This window comes from Paenibacillus sp. J22P218 (genome assembly GCF_056269195.1).
Map to the genome: position 1 here is coordinate 74,378 of NZ_JBWDNL010000002.1, position 16,724 is coordinate 91,101.

At 50.0% G+C, this 16,724-nt stretch carries 14 protein-coding genes; 9 read left to right on the forward strand and 5 right to left on the reverse strand.

The genetic code is table 11. The annotated features are described in order from the left end of the window. The first annotated feature begins 175 nt into the window (after positions 1-175). The 5 genes from AC0YN0_RS09090 to AC0YN0_RS09110 all read left to right on the forward strand — a co-directional run bounded on the left by AC0YN0_RS09090 (position 176) and on the right by AC0YN0_RS09110 (position 7,438). Positions 176-4,000, forward strand: coding sequence for a glycosyltransferase family 39 protein (locus AC0YN0_RS09090; protein ID WP_475820984.1), 3,825 nt, complete (start codon positions 176-178; stop codon positions 3,998-4,000). A gap of 22 nt (positions 4,001-4,022) precedes the next feature. Then, complete coding sequence (locus AC0YN0_RS09095) at positions 4,023-5,039, forward strand: glycosyltransferase family 2 protein (protein WP_475820985.1); 1,017 nt, start codon at positions 4,023-4,025, stop codon at positions 5,037-5,039. After that, positions 5,032-5,472, forward strand: a complete 441-nt coding sequence (locus AC0YN0_RS09100) for a GtrA family protein (protein ID WP_475820986.1) — start codon at positions 5,032-5,034, stop codon at positions 5,470-5,472. The genes AC0YN0_RS09095 and AC0YN0_RS09100 overlap by 8 nt, the downstream gene beginning before the upstream one ends. A 33-nt stretch (positions 5,473-5,505) precedes the next feature. Then, on the forward strand, positions 5,506-6,195 hold the full coding sequence (locus tag AC0YN0_RS09105; RefSeq protein WP_442052946.1) for a class D sortase: 690 nt from the start codon (positions 5,506-5,508) through the stop codon (positions 6,193-6,195). 127 nt (positions 6,196-6,322) lie between these two features. After that, positions 6,323-7,438 carry a hypothetical protein gene (locus tag AC0YN0_RS09110; protein WP_475820987.1) on the forward strand — a complete coding sequence of 372 codons (1,116 nt, stop codon included), beginning with the start codon at positions 6,323-6,325 and terminating at the stop codon, positions 7,436-7,438. A gap of 138 nt (positions 7,439-7,576) precedes the next feature. Here the strand turns inward: AC0YN0_RS09110 and AC0YN0_RS09115 are convergent, their stop codons facing one another. The 5 genes from AC0YN0_RS09115 to AC0YN0_RS09135 all read right to left on the reverse strand — a co-directional run bounded on the left by AC0YN0_RS09115 (position 7,577) and on the right by AC0YN0_RS09135 (position 12,545). Then, on the reverse strand, positions 7,577-8,392 hold the full coding sequence (locus AC0YN0_RS09115) for a UTP--glucose-1-phosphate uridylyltransferase (RefSeq protein ID WP_475820988.1): 816 nt from the start codon (positions 8,390-8,392) through the stop codon (positions 7,577-7,579). Between the two features lie 62 nt (positions 8,393-8,454). Further along, on the reverse strand, positions 8,455-9,183 hold the full coding sequence (locus AC0YN0_RS09120) for a glycosyltransferase family 2 protein (RefSeq protein WP_475820989.1): 729 nt from the start codon (positions 9,181-9,183) through the stop codon (positions 8,455-8,457). A 21-nt stretch (positions 9,184-9,204) separates the two neighbouring features. Next, positions 9,205-10,188, reverse strand: a complete 984-nt coding sequence (locus tag AC0YN0_RS09125; protein ID WP_475820990.1) for a polysaccharide biosynthesis protein — start codon at positions 10,186-10,188, stop codon at positions 9,205-9,207. Between the two features lie 58 nt (positions 10,189-10,246). After that, complete coding sequence (gene wecB, locus AC0YN0_RS09130; RefSeq protein ID WP_475820991.1) at positions 10,247-11,374, reverse strand: non-hydrolyzing UDP-N-acetylglucosamine 2-epimerase; 1,128 nt, start codon at positions 11,372-11,374, stop codon at positions 10,247-10,249. A 1-nt stretch (position 11,375) separates the two neighbouring features. Beyond that, positions 11,376-12,545, reverse strand: a complete 1,170-nt coding sequence (locus AC0YN0_RS09135; RefSeq protein WP_475820992.1) for a glycosyltransferase — start codon at positions 12,543-12,545, stop codon at positions 11,376-11,378. A gap of 215 nt (positions 12,546-12,760) precedes the next feature. On the opposite strand from AC0YN0_RS09135, the gene AC0YN0_RS09140 reads away from it, so the two are divergent. From AC0YN0_RS09140 to AC0YN0_RS09155, 4 genes are read left to right on the forward strand one after another with little or no spacing between them, the layout of a single operon-like run. Then, on the forward strand, positions 12,761-13,867 hold the full coding sequence (locus AC0YN0_RS09140; protein WP_475820993.1) for a polysaccharide biosynthesis C-terminal domain-containing protein: 1,107 nt from the start codon (positions 12,761-12,763) through the stop codon (positions 13,865-13,867). A gap of 54 nt (positions 13,868-13,921) precedes the next feature. Then, positions 13,922-14,695, forward strand: a complete 774-nt coding sequence (rfbF, locus tag AC0YN0_RS09145) for a glucose-1-phosphate cytidylyltransferase (protein ID WP_475821878.1) — start codon at positions 13,922-13,924, stop codon at positions 14,693-14,695. A gap of 5 nt (positions 14,696-14,700) precedes the next feature. Then, positions 14,701-15,792: a CDP-glucose 4,6-dehydratase gene (rfbG, locus tag AC0YN0_RS09150; protein ID WP_475821879.1), complete on the forward strand. Its 1,092-nt coding sequence runs from the start codon at positions 14,701-14,703 to the stop codon at positions 15,790-15,792. A gap of 5 nt (positions 15,793-15,797) precedes the next feature. Next, positions 15,798-16,706, forward strand: a complete 909-nt coding sequence (locus AC0YN0_RS09155; protein WP_475821880.1) for an NAD-dependent epimerase/dehydratase family protein — start codon at positions 15,798-15,800, stop codon at positions 16,704-16,706. Positions 16,707-16,724 lie beyond the last annotated feature (18 nt).

Consider the following 16,724-nt stretch of genomic DNA (forward strand, 5'->3'; position numbering starts at 1 on the left):
GCGCAATATGCGTTGACAGCCATAAGCCGGTTGAAGGGAAGCTCACCTTCGCCGGTTTATTTTTCAGTTGGATTGAAGTTTTTTTATTTGACCGAGCCGGCAATATCCGATAGAGTTAAACTGTATTTTCATGTAAAAAAAAGCGCTTATTTATCCCTATGAGGTGGAATATATAATGATTAGAACTCAGTCGCGTCGTGTCCTTATCGCTCTCTTTATGCTGCTTGCACTATTGCCTGTGACAACAGGTTATGCTGCGGACAATCTTCTCAAAAATGGCGGCTTCGAACAATTGTCTTCACTCAAGCCTGAAGGGTGGGATCAAGCTCAATATGTAACGGAGAGCGGGGTTACCGATTATGGCATTGCCGATGTAGGCGCCAAATCAGGCCAAGTTGCTGCTGTTATCGAGAACAAAGAAGAGAATCATTCCCGCTGGACGCAGCGCGTAGCTGTCGAAGCAGGGAAAACGTATAAGTTCTCGGGATATGTGAAGACAGAGGGTTTAATGCAGGACCGAACCGGCGCACATTTCTTCGTGGACGGAGTGGCCGCCCAGTACCCAAATAAGTCGGAAACGAATGGTCAATGGGAGTACTTGGAGTTCTATGGCAAGACGGGCAAGGATCAGAAAGAGATTATATTCGGCGCAAGTCTCGGCGGTTATGGAAGCTTGAACGCCGGCAAAGCGTACTTCGATGATGTTAGCATAGAAAAGGTTGACGCTGCTCCTAATGGATCGCAGGTGTTCGATCTGGTTGCGACCGCCCCAGCCCAGCCTGATGATGAGGCTGCGAAAGCCGAGCATCATGTATCCATTATGCCGCTCTTAATCTATTCCTTATTGTTCACGCTGTTGTTCATATTTATTTACAAAACGGTATTCCGTAACGATAAGCTAGACTTGAAAGGAAATTCACCTTACATATTGCTGTCGTTGCTTCTTATCTCCGCATTTGCTTTACGGGCGGCTATTGCGGTATCGACAAGCGGCTATGGAACGGATATTGCCTTATTTATCGCTTGGGCTGACCATGCCGTGTCGCAAGGCTTATCGGGGTTTTATAATTCCGGCGTATTCGTCGATTATCCGCCAGGCTATATTTATGTCCTGTACATGCTGGGTACACTCAAATCTTTGCTTGGCATTCAAGCTGGGACAGATGCAGCGCTGCTGTTGTTCAAGCTGCCTGCAATTCTCGCCGATCTTGGCGCTGCTTACTTTATTTTCCAGATTGCAAGAAAGAAGCTAAGCCCGGGGTTCGCGCTTGGACTAGCTGTTCTATATGCCTTCAATCCGGCAGTCATCGTAGATTCCGCTGCATGGGGGCAGGTCGATTCGATCTTTACGTTAGTTCTTGTGCTCTCGTTCTATAATCTGAGTGAAAGCAAAATCGAGCGGGCTTCTGTATGGTTCGCGATAGCGGCGCTTATCAAGCCGCAAGCGTTCATCTTCATGCCTGTACTGCTGCTGTACTTCATTCACCGCAGAGCATGGAAGCAGGTTCCGATCAGCGCTTTCTTCGGTTTCACTACATTCGGATTGCTCGCTGTTCCTTACTTCTGGGGCAATGGAGGCCTCAGCGCGCTTCTGGATTTGTATTCAGGCACTTTATCGTCTTATCCGTATGCTTCGCTTAATGCGTTCAATCTCTATACGCTGATCGGCGCGAACTGGAAAGCGCTTGACCAACAATGGATGCTGCTTCCATTCAAAACATGGGGCAATCTGTTCATTATTGCTGCGGTAGCTCTTGCCGTATACTTCTCATTCAGGAAAAAGAAGGACAATGGGGAGACGTCTGATCATTCTTTCTATCTCGCAGCGCTTCTCATTACCGTTGTATTTATGCTTGTAACGAAGATGCATGAACGATACTTGTTCCCTGTATTGTTGCTGAGCCTCGTATCGTTCATGCAGTCATTCGATCGAAGAATGCTTTATTTATATTTTGGCTTCAGTCTGACCAGCTTCATTAATGTCGCTTATGTGCTCGATTTCAGCAAAGCAGGCACTTTCGTACCGATGAACGGTATCCTGATGCTTACTTCCATGGCCAATATCGGATTACTGCTATACATGCTTTATATCGGATATGATATGTATAAGAGGGGAAGAACCGTCGGTATTGTTCCGTTTACTGAAGCAGATGCCAAGGCATCTGACTATGCCGCTGTAGCCGAGTTCAAACAACAGGCGGCAGAAGCAGGCGCTAAGACGTCGAAGCTTGCTTGGCTATCGCGGCGGGATTGGATATGGATGGGCGCCATCACCCTAATCTATGCTGTAGTTGCATTGGTTAATCTAGGCTCACATCATGCCCCTGTAACCGTGTGGCAGCCGAGTTCGTCCGGACAAAGCTTCTACGTCGACCTTGGAGAGAGCAAGCAGCTCACGATGATTAACAGCTTCGGAGGCGTTGGGACCGGCAAGTACAAATACGAGTTCAGCGACACGGCTGACGATTGGAGCGGCGCCGTAGAGGTCGAGAGCAGTCATGTGGCCGTATTCAAGTGGAATAGCCAACAGGTTGATGTTGCAGCCCGTTATGTTCGTCTAACGGCTGTTAATACCGGATTCTCGATGCATGAGCTTGCCTTCTTCGAGCAAGGCAGTGAGAAGCCGCTCCCTATCGCGGCAGTCCATGCGGAAGAAGCCGTTGATGCAAAGCGCGGCAGCGTACAGCAGCTGTTCGACGAGCAAGACGAAGTGAAGGTTAAGGAAACCTTCACGAACAGCTCTTACTTCGATGAAATCTATCATGCGAGAACAGCATACGAGCATCTGGAGCATATTGTGGCTTATGAAAATACGCATCCGCCGCTGGGTAAGCTCTTGATCGCGCTCGGAATCAAGCTGTTCGGTCTTAATCCGTTCGGCTGGCGCATAGCCGGCACACTCGTGGGAATCGCAATGCTTCCGCTTATGTATTTGATCGCAAGACGTTTGCTGGGCAGAACGACCTACGCGGCGACGGCAACGATATTGCTGGCTGCTGATTTCATGCATTTTACACAGACGCGGATTGCTACGATTGACGTTTATGGCGTATTTTTCATTATGTTAATGTTTTATTTCATGCATCGCTACAATGCGCTTAGCTTCTATAAGGTTAAGCTGCAAACGACGCTGCTGCCGCTGTTCCTTGCAGGACTTTTCTTCGGAATCGGCGTAGCATCGAAGTGGATCGTCTTGTACGGAGGCATCGGACTTGCCGTTATGCTTGCCCTGTCGTTATATGATCGGTACAGACAATATGCCGCAGCTAAGCGGCTGCTTGCGGCGAATCGTACAGAGGACTTGGATAAGGAACAATTGACGTTAATTGTGAAGGTGTTCCCGAAATATACGATCGTGACACTGGCCAGCTGCATCGGTTTCTATATTGTCATTCCGTTGCTTATTTACGCTCTAAGCTATATTCCAGTGCTTAACGTGATGGACAAAGGGTATACGGTTCAAAGCTTTATTGATTATCAGAAAAATATGTTCAACTACCACAGCAACTTAGTGTCAACGCATCCGTTCTCCTCGTCGTGGTGGGAATGGCCGTTCATGAAGCGTCCAGTCTGGTATTACTCGGGAGATGATATGACGGCCGGAATGGCATCGTCCATTGCTGCGCTAGGCAATCCGCTCATATGGTGGACGGGGATCTTTGCGATGGCAGGAGCGTTCTGGCTTAGCATTAAGCGCGGCGATCGGTCGGCTTTTATGATATGGATCGCCTTCCTGGCGCAATACGTGCCGTGGATGCTCGTCACCAGGCTGACCTTCCTGTATCATTATTTTGCAATGGTGCCGTTCATCATCCTGAGCATCGTCTACATCTTCAAAGCGATCGAAGAGAAGAAGCCAAACTTCAGTCGCATCAGAGCTATATTCACTGCGGTATCTGTTGCTTTGTTTATCATGTTCTACCCGGTTTTGTCCGGAATGACCGTAAGCAGCGATTACATTAGACATTGGCTGCGTTGGTTCAGTAGTTGGGTATTCTAGATCGTTCAATGGAGGCGAATGAATGAAAGCCGCTAAAGTCAAATACAGCATTATTATACCGATGTACAATGAACAGGAGGTCATCGAGCATACGTATGACCGTCTCAAGCAAGTTATGGACACCACTGACGAGGCCTATGAGCTTATCTTCGTCAATGACGGTAGCCGTGATCGGACTGTCGAGCTTATTAGCATGATTAGCGAATTCGATCCAAATGTCCGTCTGATCGACTTCTCGCGCAACTTCGGCCATCAGATTGCGATATCCGCAGGGATGGATTACGCGCAAGGCGATGCGATTGTCGTGATCGATGCCGATTTGCAGGATCCGCCAGAGGTCATTCTCGATATGATCACGAAGTGGAAGGAAGGCTACGAGGTCGTTTATGGCAAGCGTCTGAAGCGTAAAGGGGAAACCTTATTCAAGAAAGTGACAGCTAAGGTGTTCTACCGAATCTTGCGCAGCATGACGAGCTTCGATATTCCGATCGATACAGGCGACTTCCGTCTGATTGACCGCAAAGTGTGCGACGTATTGCGCGGATTGAAGGAGAAAAACCGTTTCGTGCGCGGACTTGTCAGCTGGATCGGTTTCCGACAAACGATGGTCGAATACGTTCGCGAGGAACGTTTCGCAGGCGAGACTAAATATCCGCTTAAGAAGATGATCGGCTTCGCGCTTGATGGCATTACGTCCTTTTCCTATAAGCCTTTAAAGATTGCGACATATGTCGGCTTCACGCTATCGATCGGCAGCTTCCTGTATTTGCTGGTCGTAGTGTTCCAAAAGCTGTTCTCGGGATTCCCTGTACAAGGCTGGGCATCCATAGTCGCTGTCAATTTGCTGTTTAACGGAATTATTCTCATGATTCTAGGCGTTATTGGTGAATACATTGGTCGAATCTATGACGAGTCGAAGGGACGTCCGTTGTATATCGTCCGTGACGTGCAGGGTTATTCGAGCGGCGCTGGCAGTGAAGCGGATGAAGATGGGGAAAGTACAGGCAAGAGTCGAGATCGGGATAAACAATATGTCTAGCAACGGCCGCAGCCGAAAGGCGTTAGCCATTCAATTCTTAACGTTCAATGCAGTGGGGTTGCTAAATACGGCAATTGATATTGTTCTATTTGCACTGCTCGTATGGCTAGGCATTCACTTTGCGATCGCGCAGGTGATATCTTACGGTGCGGGAATGGTTAACAGCTACATACTGAACAGCAAATTCACATTTGGCGGAGAGACCGGAGGAACAGCTGTGTCCCACAAGCCGGGACGCTTGCGGAAGTTGATTCGCTTCGTTGTATGGAACGGTGTTATACTAGCAGTCTCAATTCTATTATTGGCTCTGCTGACGAAGCTTGCCGGTATGGAGGAGCTATACGCAAAGCTAATTGCAACGGCGGTGACGGTAGTCATTAATTTCTATGGCAGCAAGCGCTGGGTATTCGCAGGCGCGCGTGTCAATGGATAGGTGAATAAGCTCTAGAAACAAGAGGTGAGCAGAATGAGAAAAATATTGTCTTATACGTTAGTCATACTTGGCATATTAGTGCTTCTCTACCCGAAGGCCAGCGAATGGTACGAAACGAAGCAACAGGATCGGCTGATGGCCGAATGGGAAGATGCGAGCTTCGACCAAACCGCAGAGGATGAGGCGCAGGCGCAGTACGAGGATCTGACGAACCTATTCGGCGAAGAGCCGGGTAATTCAGTCGAGACTGTCGATACCGCAGCCGTAACGACGGATGCGCCAACGGCCACAATTGCGCCTACCGATAAGCCGAAGGCGGAGACGCCGAAGCTGCAAGCAATCGCCACGATCAAGATTCCGAGCATCAAGCTAAGTCTGCCCGTTCTGGAAGGGGCGACGCAGAAAAATATGAAGTATGCGGCTGCTCATCTGAAGGAGACGGCTAAGGTCGGACAGGTAGGAAATGCCGCAATCGCTGCCCACCGGATGAGAGCGAAGGGAAAGCTGTTCAATCGGCTAGGGGAAGTGAAGGTCGGCGATAAAATAACGGTCGAGACGAAGGATGAGACGTTCACCTATACGGTCTATGACGTTTCCATTGTCGAGCCTACCGATGTATCTGTCTTGAACTACAATAATAAGGATAAGCTGCTTACGCTTATTACATGTGACCCGATCGTAAAGCCGACCCATCGTCTTATTGTTCATGCTAAGTTAAGCTAGACTCGCAAAGATAGACTTTTAGCAGGGAGTCATATGATCGGGGACAATCATATACTAAAGGAAGAGAGGAGAGATCTGCAAAAGTGAATGCGCATCGACTATCTTCCTATCGTATAGTGAGCCCTGAATGATTATTGGGACGGTTGCTTCAGCTCGTGATTTGCCGAATGCGATTGTATTGGCTAAGTCGGTTAAGGAACATATGCCCGGAACGACAATTGTCGTGGGGATTGTGGAAAGTACACTGCCTGCCCATGTATCCCAGTGTCCGTATTTTGATGAGGTTATTTTGATGAATAACGTGCTGCAGTACCCGAATCTATCGAAGTTCTGGTTTCAATATGATGAACAGGAAGCGAAAAATGCAAGCAAAGCTCCGCTTATGAGCTATATTTACGATCGTTATGTTCAAGAGCAGCTGCTCGTTTATTTGGATTCGAATACTAGGATTTACTCCCCGCTCAGCGAGCTTACCGAAATTCCGAAGCAGCATCCCATTGTAATTGCCGGACATCATACGAACTCTGACTTCATGGAATGGGATTGGCAAATGGAAGCAGGCAAGGCAGGCATATACAGCTCAGGTATGGTAGCCTTAACAAGGCATTCCGAGGCCAAACGTTTCTTGGCTTGGTGGAGTAAAATATCGGAGCGTTACGCAGGCAACGAATATTCGTATCTGGATTTGGCGCCGATCTACTTCGATAATGTTCATACGCTTCGTCATAACGGCTATGGCATAGAGCATCGAAATCTAGTAGAGCGATGGAATATTGAACAGAATGCCAAAGACGCTTATACGGTTAATGGCAAACCGCTTCGCTTCATCCACTTCTCGCCAGAGCTTGCTACGGCTGCAAGGTGGCTGGACGATAACAAAGCTTGGCAGTATAGTCAGATTTATCAAAATTACGCCCTTGAGGTGGCCGAGGCGGCTAATGGTCTCGGAACCGCTATGTCCTGGAGCTTCGGCAGCTTTGCAAGCGGAGAGATCATCGGCAAGGAAGCCAAGCAAGCGTTCCGCAGCAATTACTACGATAATCCGGTCATTGATAATCCGTTCCAGCTTAACAACGGGTTCTTCCAGCCTGGAGCCTCCTACTACAGATCGTCCTCTAATGTTGACTTACGTCCCACACGCAAACCGCTAAGAAAGAAAAACCGACTGAAGGCAGGCAGCAGAAGAGCTGTCCCATCCTTTAAGAGAAGGATCTCTAAGCCGCTTTTAAAAACGCGTTATTGATATCCACCTGATGTAAGGCAACGATCCGTTTTCGGTGTCAGCAGCTTAGCGCCTGCTCGAAGCCGTTAACGGATTTTTGCTTTAACAGAATAAAGCGATAGGCAGAACAGCTCCCTGAAATCGAGAGCCATTCTGCCTCTATTTATTATTTCTTGTTTTTAGTTGAAGCGCCCTATGCTGCAGCTTTATATATTGTTCTTCGATGCTTGTATCGTACCAACGTTCGTTGTACGCATAACCGATCATCCTGCTCGATTGGCAAGCGTTGTTGAGCGCATCGGTTAATTGAATTTCACCATTAACGCCGGGCTTTGTCTGGCGCAGCTTGTCGAAAATGCTCGGTTTGACGATATAGCGGCCCATCACGGCTAGCTGAGAAGGAGGGACGCTTGGCTTCTCGACGATCGAGTCGATGTCGTACGTGCGCGCTTTAATACGCGAAGCCGATACAACGCCGTAATTGATCAGCAGCTCCTGCTTCATACTCTGCAGTCCGATGACATTGGCACGGTATTGCTCAAAACATTTGATTAGTGGTGAAAGCATCGATGTCCGGCTTAAACTAATCTGGTCAGGAAGCATGATGGCAAACGGCTCGCCGGCCGCGAAAGACTCGCCAAGCTGAATCGCGTGACCGAGGCCGAGTGGATCCTGCTGCCGGACGTATTGGATGCGGAGCGTGGTCGGAGCGATAAGCGGAAGCAAGCTCTCCTTCTGGCGTTCTATCAAGTAGGATTCCAGCTCTGGAGAACGATCGAAGTAATTCATCACTTCCGTCTTGTTCCGGGACAGGACAATGAGAATATCCGTAACTCCCGCTTGTACCGCTTCGGCAACGACGTAATCAATCGCAGGCTTGTTGCCGATCGGAAATAACTCCTTTGGAATGACCTTTGTTGCCGGCAGATTGCGTATTCCGTAGCCTGCTGCCGGAATAATCGCTTTGCGAATCAAGCGGAATCACCCCTCGACGATAAGCGCGCCGGGCCGCCTTCAGGCAGCGCGGTCGTGTGCGGTTATCTTTTTTTAAGCGCATATTTGCGAATGTTTGTTGTCCGGGCGATGAATCTTCCCGTCTTCATCAAGTAGGATTTCAACGGCTTCCACGTATGCATGCCCGGATCGGACTTACGCATGTAGACGTAATTATGACGGCTTGTCGCATACGTTCTGTAGCCCTGGCGCCGGAAGCGGGTCATGAAATCGACGTCTTCGCCAAGCGATATGGCACCGAACCGCACGCGCTGGAAAGCACTCTTGCGAATGACCATCGTGCCTCCGGCGACATAATTTTGATAGCTGTTTTCGTGTCCAGGAAAACGAAGGATGAGCGTCTTGTCATCCACGAAGTAAGTGAGTACCGAGCGCTTTCCGACCATATCGACGTTTTTGAGCCGCATGGCACGCAAGGAAGACGTCAAATAATATTTCGTATAGAAGTCGTCATCATCGAATTTGGCAATGACGTTGTACCCGCTTCGATCGGCGGCAAAGTTGAGACATTCCCCAAGCGAAACGGATTCGGGCAACTGATAGACATGGACGTCCGGGTACGCCTTCGCTTTCTCAACCCAAGGGCCTGAATCGATCACGCTGCTGTTCAATACAATGATCAGCTGTTTGTTAGGAAGCAGCTGGCGGATGTAATTGTCGAATACATTATTCATGTATTGGGGCTTGTTCGTGCTCGTAATGATGGTTACGCCGTTGATCGTCCTATTGGAGAGGTTAGCTTCCTTTATCATATGATCACCTCGTCGATAGGATTAAATGAATTTTCCTTTCTGAAGCAGCAGCTTGATTTCTTCATGAGACATCAGCTCCTGATCAGATTGGAAGTAGGGGAAGCTGATTTTGTTTAGATGGTTGTACTGGTTCAATAGCTTTTCGGCGGAATGGGAGGGTAAAATAACGTAATATTGTTTGTCATATTGATAGGTCGTCTGCGACTCGGTGCGGGAGATGAGCACTTCGTGCAGCTTCTCGCCTTCCCGCATCCCGATTTCCTTGACGGGGAGGCTCGTTTGGCCGAAGACCGACTTCAGCACTTCAATGAGATCGGTGATTTTGCAAGCCGGCATCTTCATTACGAACGTCTCTCCGCCGATGGCTGCGGAAGCGGCTTTGATAAGAAGCTCGATCGCCTCAGGAATTGTAAGGAAGAAGCGGGTCATCTCCTTATCCGTAAGGGTGAGAGGCTTGCCTTCCAAAATTTGCTGTTTGAATAAAGGGACGACGCTGCCATTTGTTCCAAGGACGTTGCCGCCTCGAATGCATACGAAACGAGTGTGCTCGCTAAGATCATTCGCTTTGATGATCAGCTTCTCTCCGATCGCCTTCGTCAAGCCGTAGAAGTTGATCGGGTCAACCGCCTTATCGGTCGAGACGTCGATCACTTTGTCTACGCCATTCTCGATGCTGGCGCGAATAATGTTCTGCGTGCCGTTGACGTTCGTCTTGAGCGCTTCCAGCGGCTGATATTCACAAATCGGAACATGCTTGAGCGCTGCCAGATGGAACACATAATCGACGTTCTGACAAGCGTCGGATACGGCCTCGTAATCACGAATATCGCCGATCAGGAAGTTTAGAACGGGGCTGTTGAACTTTCGTTTCATCTCGACTTGCGTAAATTCGTTACGGGAGAAAATTCTAATTTCCTTCGGCTTCTCGATCAGCAGCTTCCGCGTCAACTCTTGCCCCCAAGAGCCCGTACCTCCAGTAACGAGTATCGTTTTGTTCGTAAACATGGTGAATCCTCCTTGTATGCCTTCAAGTCTTAGCGCTGAACGATGGCGCGGCAAGCATTTATTTATTCCAGATCACTTTGTTAATGATCGGGGTATAGCTCTGAATGAGTTTGACGACTTTAATGGAAACGTTCGTGTCGGCGTAATCCGGCGGCGTTGGTAAATTGACCGCTTTCTGGGCATGAATGCCGACTGCGAGCGTAATGGACTTCACCAAATGCTCTCCCGTAACGCCGCCGATTACGATCGTCCCCTTGTCGAGCACTTCGGGACGTTCGGTACTTGTGCGAATCAAGACGCCAGGAAAATTCAGAATGGCGGACTCCTCGCTTAATGTGCCGCTGTCGGACAATACGCAAAAGGCGTGCTGCTGAAGCTGGTTGTAGTCCAGAAAGCCGAAGGGCTGATGAATCTGCACGAGCGGATGAAGAACGATCTGCTTCGCTTCCAACTTTTTGAGCGACCTCGGGTGGGCGGTGTAAACAATGGGAAAACCGAATTGCTCGGCCACGTCGTTCACGGCATTCATAAGCGAGAAAAGCTGAGCGTCGATATCTAGATTTTCTTCGCGGTGAGCGCTAAGTACGATATATTTGTTCCGCTCAAGGCCGAGTTTATCGATAATATCCCGCTCATCGATCTCTTTCTGGAAATCGCGTATCACTTCAGTCATCGGCGAACCGGTTACGAAAATATGTTCCTTGCGTATGCCCTCGGCCAACAGATACCGTCTGCTATGCTCCGTATAGGGCAGGTTAACGTCGCTGATATGGTCAACGATCCGTCGGTTTGTCTCCTCCGGCACGTTCTGGTCGAAGCAGCGGTTGCCGGCCTCCATGTGGAAAATCGGTATTTTGAGCCGTTTGGCGGCAATGGCGCCAAGCGCGCTGTTCGTATCGCCGAGAAGCAACACGGCATCCGGCTTCTCGCGCTCCATTAGCTCATAGGAGCGGGCAATGACGTTGCCAATGGTTTCGCCGAGATGCTGGCCGACGACGTTCAAATAATAATCGGGCTTGCGGAGCCGAAGATCTTCAAAAAAGATGTCGTTCAGCTTAGGATCCCAGTTTTGTCCGGTGTGCACGAAGACGTGATCGAAATATATGTCGCACGCTTTGATTACGGCAGACAACCGGATAATCTCCGGTCGTGTACCTAGCACCGTCATCACTTTCAATTTTTTCACGTTATACCGCCTCCGGATATAAATGGTTAACCATGAGTTCAAACAAACGGTCACTCAGATGAAGCTGGTTGAACAAAGGCTTCGCAGGATCGTCATAGCCGGATTGCAGTTGGCCGTACAACGACCAGACCGCGCTTCGCATGAAGTCTTTCGGAAGCGGAGCAGCGTCTCTGTAAAACAGCAAGTAGGGAGATGTCGTTAGTTCCCGGGCTTTCAAGAAGACGTCTTGATCGGAAGCCATTGGCATGCTGATATAGTGGACTCTTGGATCCGGCAATTTTATGACCGGTGGATGCAGCTCCTGATTCGGCGATTGATCGATGACGATGCAGAGGAAATTGAAGTAGCTCTGCTCTAGCAGCTGGTTTAATCTTTCGAGCTGGTTAGGTGTGCCCGAGTACGTGAGGATGATCGTCGTTTCGAGCGGGATTTGGCGTCTTTGGCGGGCTTCCAAGCGAATTAGCTGGGAAATATATCGTTTGCTTCGATATAGAAGGGTTGAACTTGCTAGTTTTCTAGACATGCTGAAGGTGGAATGAACGCGATACTTCATCAATTCGACGGGAAGGAAGACCGTGCCGCACTGCTCGGTCAGCCGAAGCCAGTAATCGTAATCCTCCACGGGCGTATACCGATACTCGCCGACGGCGTTTGCCACTGAGGCGCGATACATGAAAGAGGCACCGATAAAACAAGATTCGATCAGGTTCTCGATGGGCTGTCCTCTCCACTGGCGCAGTAGCGCCTGCCGGGCAGGAGAGTGGAGGGTTTTGCCAAGGTTGTTGATATGATAGCAGCTGCTGTATGCGAAGCCTACGTGCTCGGGAGCTTCCAAGAGGCTTTGGCGCAATGTGCCGACATATTGAGGGAAATAAATATTGTCGCTAGATACCCAAGTAAGATACTGAATGCCGGGATCGCCCATAAGCATGCCGAAGCCTGTATTCAACGCATGGCTTGTTCCCCTATTGACCCGATACGAGACTACTTTCACGCGTGAATCTCTTCGAGTCTCTCTACGCACCGTTCTTACCACATTGGCAGTTATACCGTCTATTACGATAATAAGTCTGAAGTTTCTATACCTTTGTTTCAATACGGAACGAATGGCAGCCTGCAGAAAACTCGTTTTTTGCTTATATACAGGCATAACAATGCCTACATCCGCCATGAAATTGCCTCCTCTCTGACGAATTAATGGATATTCTCCAAGTTATTCGCTGTCTTTGCCGACTGCTATCGGCTATGATCTATTTCTTTGAATATAGTTTTTCAACCAGCCGATAGTAGCCTTATTTTTCTAGCATCAATCGCAATCTAGCCGATGCAACATATACTAGACAGAGCAATAGGGGATGCAAGTATAACGGAAAGGAGAATGTCCAGGTGAATGTATTGGTCACAGGAGCAAACGGATTTCTGGGGAGAAATCTGCTGGAAGGGCTTAGCCGGTCGAGCGATGCCCGGATCCATTCCTATGGAAGGGAAAACAGCATCGAGGAGCTCGAGCAGCTCTTGGTCAAGGCTGATGTCGTGTATCATCTGGCAGGAATCAATCGTACAGAGCGGGAAGCCGACTTTTATATGAATGAGGAATTAATGAACGCGATCACGGGCTTGTTGCGAAAACACGATAGATCGCCAAAAGTCGTCTATGCGTCAACGATTCAAGCTTCGAATGCGAATGCTTACGGCAGAAGCAAGAAAGCAGCTGAAGATGCGTTGCTTCGGTTCGGGGAGGAAACCGACGCGCCCATCTATATTTTCAGGCTGCCGAATCTATTCGGCAAATGGAGCAAGCCGAATTACAACTCGGTCGTCTCCACGTTCTGCCACAATATTGCCAGAGGTTTACCCATTACGATTAGCGATCCGAACAAGCAACTGGAGCTCGCTTATGTCGACGATGTCGTCGGCCGATTCATAGGGCTGCTAGGCGAGAACGAGAGAGCCGACGGCCCCTATTCCGCAATATCCCCTACCTTTGCCGTTACGCTGGGAGAGCTGGCGCATACAATAACGGCATTTAAACAACTCCGCGAGACAGGAATACTACCGCTTCTAAACGATCCTTTGACGAAAAATTTGTATTCGACCTACCTTTCCTACTTGCCGCGAGACGACTTTTCCTACGAAATCAAATCTTTCCACGACCATAGAGGCAGCTTATTCGAAGTCATCAAATCCGAAGCCGCTGGACAAATATTCGTCTCCACATCCTTTAGAGGGGTAGAGCGGGGGCATCATTACCACAATTCGAAAGTGGAGAAGTTCTGCGTCATCAAGGGCAAGGCGATCGTAAAATTCAGGCATATTTTTGAGGATTCCGTATTCTCCTATGAACTATCGGAAGACAAGAGAGTCGTTCTCGACATTCCTCCCGGATATACGCATTCGATCGAGAACGCCTCGGAGGAAGAGCTGATCGTATTGTTTTGGGCAAATGAAATCTTTCAAGCGGATAGGCCGGACACGTATCCAAGCAAGGTGTAGCCGCTTGAACAACAGGAGGGAACAACAATGACTGAGCATGCTCCCGTTACGAATATGAAGGTTGTTATCCTTGCGGGCGGCTACGGTACGAGAATTAGCGAAGAATCCGTATTGACGCCCAAGCCGATGATCGAGATCGGCGGCAAACCGATACTATGGCATATTCTCAAAATCTATTCCTCATACGGATTCAATGATTTCATTGTTTGCCTAGGATATAAGGGAGACAAAATCAAGCAATATTTCGCCAATTACGCGCTTCACAACTCGGACGTCACTTTCGATTTCAGCAATGAAGGACTCATGAAGACGCATCATTACGTTGCCGAGCCATGGCGGGTTACGCTCGTAGAGACGGGCAAGGATACGTTGACGGGTGGAAGGGTGAAGCGGGTCAAAGACTATATCGGCGACGAGCCCTTCATGCTGACCTACGGCGACGGCGTGGCGGATATCAACATCAGCGAGCTGGTGCGCTACCATCAGGAACATGGCAAAGCGGCAACGGTAACAGCGGTGCAGCCTCCGGGACGGTTCGGTTCCTTGAAGATTGACGGGAAGCAAAAGGTAGAGGGCTTTACCGAGAAAATGAAAGGTGACGGCGGGTGGATTAATGCGGGCTTCTTCGTTATGCAGCCGGAGGTTCTGGATTACATTGAAGGCGATCACTCCATTCTGGAGCGGGAGACGCTCGAAAGGCTGGCGGCAGAAGGAAATCTGATGGCTTATCCGCACGCAGGCTTCTGGCATCCGATGGATACGCTCAGGGACAAAACGTATTTGGATGAGCTGTGCAAAAACAAAAAAGCGCCATGGGGCAAATGGTGATTGCGATGAACGGAGCAAACTTCTGGAATGGAAAAAAAGTATTCATTACCGGACATACGGGATTCAAGGGTTCGTGGCTCAGTATTTGGTTAGACTCGCTAGGCGCTAAAGTGACGGGTTATGCGCTGGATGCACCTACGACGCCTTCCTTGTTTCGTTTAAGCCGTCTCGATTCGCGGATCCATTCCGTTATAGGGGATATAAGAGACAGGACGAAGCTGCGCGAGGCATTGTTCTCGGCCGAGCCGGACATTGTGTTCCATATGGCCGCTCAGCCGCTTGTGCGAGAATCGTACAATCTTCCCGTAGAGACGTATGAAGTGAACGTGCTTGGCACCGTTTATCTGCTTGATTCGGTGAAGCAATTGAGCGAGGCCGGCAAGCCTGTCAAGGCAGTCGTGAACGTGACGACGGACAAATGCTACGAGAACAAGGAATGGATATGGGGCTATCGGGAGACCGACGTTCTCGGCGGCTATGATCCTTACTCCAACAGCAAGGCTTGCTCGGAGCTCGTGACGAACAGCTATTGGAATTCCTTCTTCAAGAATCGCGGCGGCACGTCGATAGCAACAGCCAGAGCAGGCAATGTAATCGGCGGAGGCGATTGGGCAAGCGACAGGCTTATACCGGACGTTCTGCGCGCCATCGATGCAGGAGAGGCGATCACGCTTCGCAACCGGCATGCCGTTCGTCCTTGGCAGCACGTACTGGAGCCGCTTAGCGGATATATGCGGCTGGCCGAGAAGCTGGCGATGGAGGGCTCCCGCTACAGCGGCTCATGGAACTTCGGACCCGACGATGACTCCGTGCAACCCGTTGAGTGGGTCGTCGGCCAGCTTGGCGAGAAATGGGGGGAAGGAGTAGATCTTCAATTCGAAGTGCAGCCTCAGCCCCACGAAGCGACCTTGCTTAAACTTGATTGCTCCAAAGCCAAGACGATATTGGGGTGGAAGCCGAAATGGGACCTGTCGGAGGCAGTCGGCAAGATCGTAGAGTGGCATAAGCGGTATCAGGGTTTAGAGAATGTCACGGAACTATGCTTGGAGCAAATTCACGAATACGAGACGTTGGACCGAAGCGGGCGATTGCCGTGAGCGAGATGCCTTCCTTCTTGCTGACGGGCGCGACCGGTTACATCGGTTCCCGTCTGGCGAGACGGCTGGTGCAATGCGGATATCGCGTCCACATCGTTGCACGGCCGCAATCGAAGCTCGATTTGTTAGGCGCTGCGCAAGGAGCCGTCCGCGTTCATCCTTATGACGGAACGACGGCCAGCCTGCTCAAACTGTTCGCGGAATCGCATATCGACATTGTCGTGCATCTGGCCTCGCTCGCTACCGTCACGCATGACCTGACGAACTTGGAGCCGATGCTGCAGAGCAACATCATATTCGGAACACAGCTTGCAGAGGCCATGACGAAGCATGGCGTTCCGTATCTCGTCAATACGGGGACGTACTCGCAGCACTACGACAACGAAGCGTACAATCCGCAAAGCCTATACGCGGCTACGAAACAAGCTTTTGACGATATTCTCGTTTATTACACGGAAACGGCATCGTTATGCTGCACAACGCTTGAGCTGTACGACAGTTACGGGCCAGACGATCCGCGTCCCAAAATCGTTCCTCTGCTTATCGCCGCTTATCATAGCGGCAGTAGACTTACGATGTCGCCAGGCGAGCAGCTGCTCGATTTGGTCTATGTTGAAGACATCGTGGACGCTTATGCAGCGGCAGCGGCTAGATTGCTGGACGGGCGCGCGGCGAAGAGCGAGCGGTTCGTTGTCGCCACCGGCAAGCCTCTCACGTTGAGAGAGCTGGTAGAGAAGCTGGAAGACGTAACGCGGACAAAGCTGCCAATCGGGTGGGGCGAGCGCGGCTATCGCAGCCGGGAGATCATGGTGCCCTGGAGCAAAGGGATCCTGCTGCCTGGCTGGCAAGCGGCCACCCCGATCGAGAAGGGACTTGCGTTATGCCTTCGCGCTGCCGTCCGCGATCAAGAATAGAGTAGATAGGAGAGAGCA